Source organism: Pseudomonas sp. PA-7-1E (assembly GCF_021605325.1).
Lineage (GTDB): Bacteria > Pseudomonadota > Gammaproteobacteria > Pseudomonadales > Pseudomonadaceae > Aquipseudomonas > Aquipseudomonas fluorescens_BV.
On record NZ_WKFA01000113.1, the window covers coordinates 1 to 2,934 of the forward strand.

General features: G+C 61.8%; 3 protein-coding genes and 1 pseudogene. 2 read left to right on the forward strand and 2 right to left on the reverse strand.

What is annotated here, in order from left to right:
- Positions 1–144: pseudogene (locus GIW79_RS29385) on the reverse strand (YecA family protein); the annotation flags it as partial.
- A 184-nt stretch (positions 145–328) separates the two neighbouring features.
- Between GIW79_RS29385 and GIW79_RS29390 the strand changes: the two are divergent.
- Complete coding sequence (locus GIW79_RS29390) at positions 329–1,141, forward strand: crotonase/enoyl-CoA hydratase family protein (RefSeq protein WP_200582833.1); 813 nt, start codon at positions 329–331, stop codon at positions 1,139–1,141.
- 5 nt (positions 1,142–1,146) lie between these two features.
- Positions 1,147–1,980 (forward strand): NAD(+) diphosphatase, encoded by an 834-nt coding sequence (gene nudC, locus GIW79_RS29395; protein WP_019816887.1) that lies wholly within the window; start codon positions 1,147–1,149, stop codon positions 1,978–1,980.
- On the opposite strand, the gene GIW79_RS29400 is transcribed toward nudC, so the two are convergent.
- The gene (locus GIW79_RS29400) at positions 1,948–2,727 is read right to left on the reverse strand and encodes a TSUP family transporter (protein ID WP_236456622.1); all 780 of its coding nucleotides are present in this window, start codon (positions 2,725–2,727) and stop codon (positions 1,948–1,950) included. The two genes, nudC and GIW79_RS29400, sit on opposite strands and share 33 nt — an antisense overlap.
- Positions 2,728–2,934: the final 207 nt, after the last annotated feature.

The following is a 2,934-nucleotide window of genomic DNA, read 5'->3' on the forward strand; positions in this document are numbered from 1 at the left end:
ATCCACCTTGGCCGGGCTGGAAACCAGGGCGGTGAAATAACCGTCGAGTTCGGCCATGTTCAGCACCGAGTGGTCTTCGCCGTATTTGAGCAAGGTGGCGTCAATGAATTCGAAATCGGCGGGAGCGAGGGGTTGGGCGTGCATGGCATTTCCTTAAAACGTCGAGCGCCGCGCACAACGCGGCTTAAAGCGCAAAGGATGGCCTGTGCATCGGGTTTTATCCAGCGTCTTTTCCCTCACCGTGGTCAGTCCCGTTTTTGGCCGATGCGCCGTGGCGCACCCTTGATATAGTCTGGCCTTTCTCAATCGCCAGTCAGGGATCACTGCCATGTCCGAATACCAAGCCTTCGTTGTCGAACTCAGCGGCAACGTTGCCCATGTGCAGATCAATCGCCCGGAAAAGATCAACGCCATGAACGCGGCGTTCTGGACCGAAATCATCGACATCTTCCAATGGGTCGACGAGACCGACGCCGTGCGTGCCGTGGTGCTCAGCGGCGCGGGCAAGCATTTTTCCTCGGGCATCGACCTGATGATGCTGGCCTCGATCGCCAATGATTTTGGCAAGGACGTGGGTCGCAATGCGCGCCTGCTGCGCCGCAAGATTCTCGAGCTGCAAGCCTCGTTCAACGCCGTGGACACTTGCCGCAAGCCCGTGCTGGCGGCGATCCAGGGCTACTGCATTGGCGGCGCCATCGACCTGATCAGCGCGTGCGACATGCGCTACGCAACCGAAGACGCGCAATTCTCGATCAAGGAAATCGACATCGGCATGGCCGCCGACGTCGGCACCTTGCAACGCCTGCCGCGCATCATCGGCGACGGGATGCTGCGTGAACTGGCCTATACCGGTCGTCAATTCGGCGCCGAAGAAGCGCGCAGCATCGGCCTGGTCAATCGCGTGTTTGGCGATCATGAAAGCCTGCTGGCGGGTGTCATGGACCTGGCCCATCAAATCGCCGCCAAGTCGCCGATTGCCGTGACCGGCACCAAGGCCATGATCAGCTACATGCGTGACCACACAGTCAATGACGGCCTGGAATACGTTGCCACCTGGAACTCGGCTATGTTGCAATCCAACGACCTGCGCGTGGCCATTGCGGCCCATATGAGTAAGCAGAAACCCGAATTCGTGGATTGACTGACATGACCCCAGGCTGGATTACCACAACGCTGCTGGACAACGACGCCCCCGGCGGCTGGGCCGTCGCCCGCAGCCGCGAAGGCTTCTTACACGACACCAACGGCCCGCTGTTCCCGCGCGAATGGCTCAAGCGCCAGGACCTGTCGGTGTTTGCCGAACACGGCATCGGCCACCTCGACGGCGAGCCGGTGTACCTGTTGGAACTCGACTCGCCGGCTGATGTGCCAGGGTGCAGTTGGCAGGGCTTGCGTGGCTTTATGCTGCAAGGTGATCACACCCTGTACAAGGTGCTGGGCTACGCCGCGCAGATCGGTACCTGGGCGCGGGAACACCGTTTTTGTGGCAGTTGTGGCCAGGCGATGGTACAGGTGCCGAGGGAGCGGGCGATGTATTGCCAGGCCTGCGACCTGCGCAGCTACCCACGGATCTCACCGAGCATGATCGTGCTGGTGACCCGTGGCGATGACATCCTGCTGGCGCGTTCGCCGCGTTTCGTCACCGGGGTCTACAGCACCCTGGCCGGTTTTGCCGAGCCGGGGGAGTCCGCCGAAGACTGCCTGATCCGTGAAGTGCGTGAAGAGGTGCAGCTGGAGGTCAAGAACATCCAGTACATGGGCAGCCAATGCTGGCCGTTCCCTCACTCGATGATGCTGGGCTTTCACGCCGAATACGCCGGTGGCGATATCGTGCCCCAGGCCGACGAGATCGAGGACGCGCAGTGGTTCAATATCCACGAGCTGCCGCCGTTGCCGGCGTCACGCTCGATTGCGCGTTACCTCATCGACCTCTACGTGGCCCGCCGTTTAGGCCACGCTGAACCAGTGCTGCCAGGCTAGGCGCACGGTCAGGCCCAGGACCACGGTGATAAACACCGGGCGAATGAATTTGGCGCCGCCGCTGATCGCGCTGCGTGCGCCAAAGAACGCGCCACACATCACCGATACCCCCATCGCCAGGCCGACAATCCAGTCCACCGAACCATTGATGATAAACACCGTCAGCGCCGCCGCGTTGCTGACGAAGTTCATGCTGCGCGCTACGCCGCTGGCCTTCACCAGGTCGATGGGGTGCAGCAGCATCGTGCTGACCGTCCAGAACGCCCCCGTGCCGGGCCCGGCCACGCCGTCGTAGAAACCCAGGCCAAAGCCCTGGGTGGCTTGCCATTTCTTTTTGATCGGTGCCTCGGCGTCCAGTGGCGCCTTGGGCGTGCCACCGAACAGCAGGTACACACCGCAGGCGAAGACGATCACCGGGAGCATCTTGTTCAAGGTTTCGGCGGGCAAGTAATGGGCGACGACTGCGCCGGTCAGCGCACCGATCAAGGTACCGACGATGGCGTGCCCCCATTGGCGTGGGTGGAACAGCTTGCGCCGGTAGAAGGTAAAACTGGCGGTGGCCGAGCCGAAGGTGGAGCTGAGCTTGTTGGTGCCCAGCACCAGGTGCGGCGGCATACCAGCGGTGAGCAGGGCGGGCGTGGTCAACAAACCGCCACCGCCGGCGATGGCGTCGATAAAACCGGCGATAAAAGCGACAACGGCCAGGATGGCCAGGGTGGTGAGGTCAACGCTGAGTTCGAAGGGCATGGGCAGGGCTTATTGTTGGAGGGCCGCAGAAAGGCTGCATCTTACTGCGATGTGGCGGGTCTATGCGATGCAAATGTGGGAGCGGGCTTGCCCGCGATAGCGGAGTGTCAGTCACTGAGTCCGTAACAGAACCACCGCTATCGCAGGCAAGCCAGCTCCCACATTGGCCATGTATGGCCCACAAAAATCAGCGCCTGGCCCAGTCCC

What these genes read in the sequence shown, in the direction of transcription:
- GIW79_RS29390 (WP_200582833.1), top strand. Translation starts at nt 329, where the DNA reads ATGTCCGAATACCAAGCCTTCGTTGTCGAACTCAGCGGCAACGTTGCC.
- nudC (WP_019816887.1), top strand. Translation starts at nt 1,147, where the DNA reads ATGACCCCAGGCTGGATTACCACAACGCTGCTGGACAACGACGCCCCC.
- GIW79_RS29400 (WP_236456622.1), bottom strand. Translation starts at nt 2,727, where the DNA reads ATGCCCTTCGAACTCAGCGTTGACCTCACCACCCTGGCCATCCTGGCC.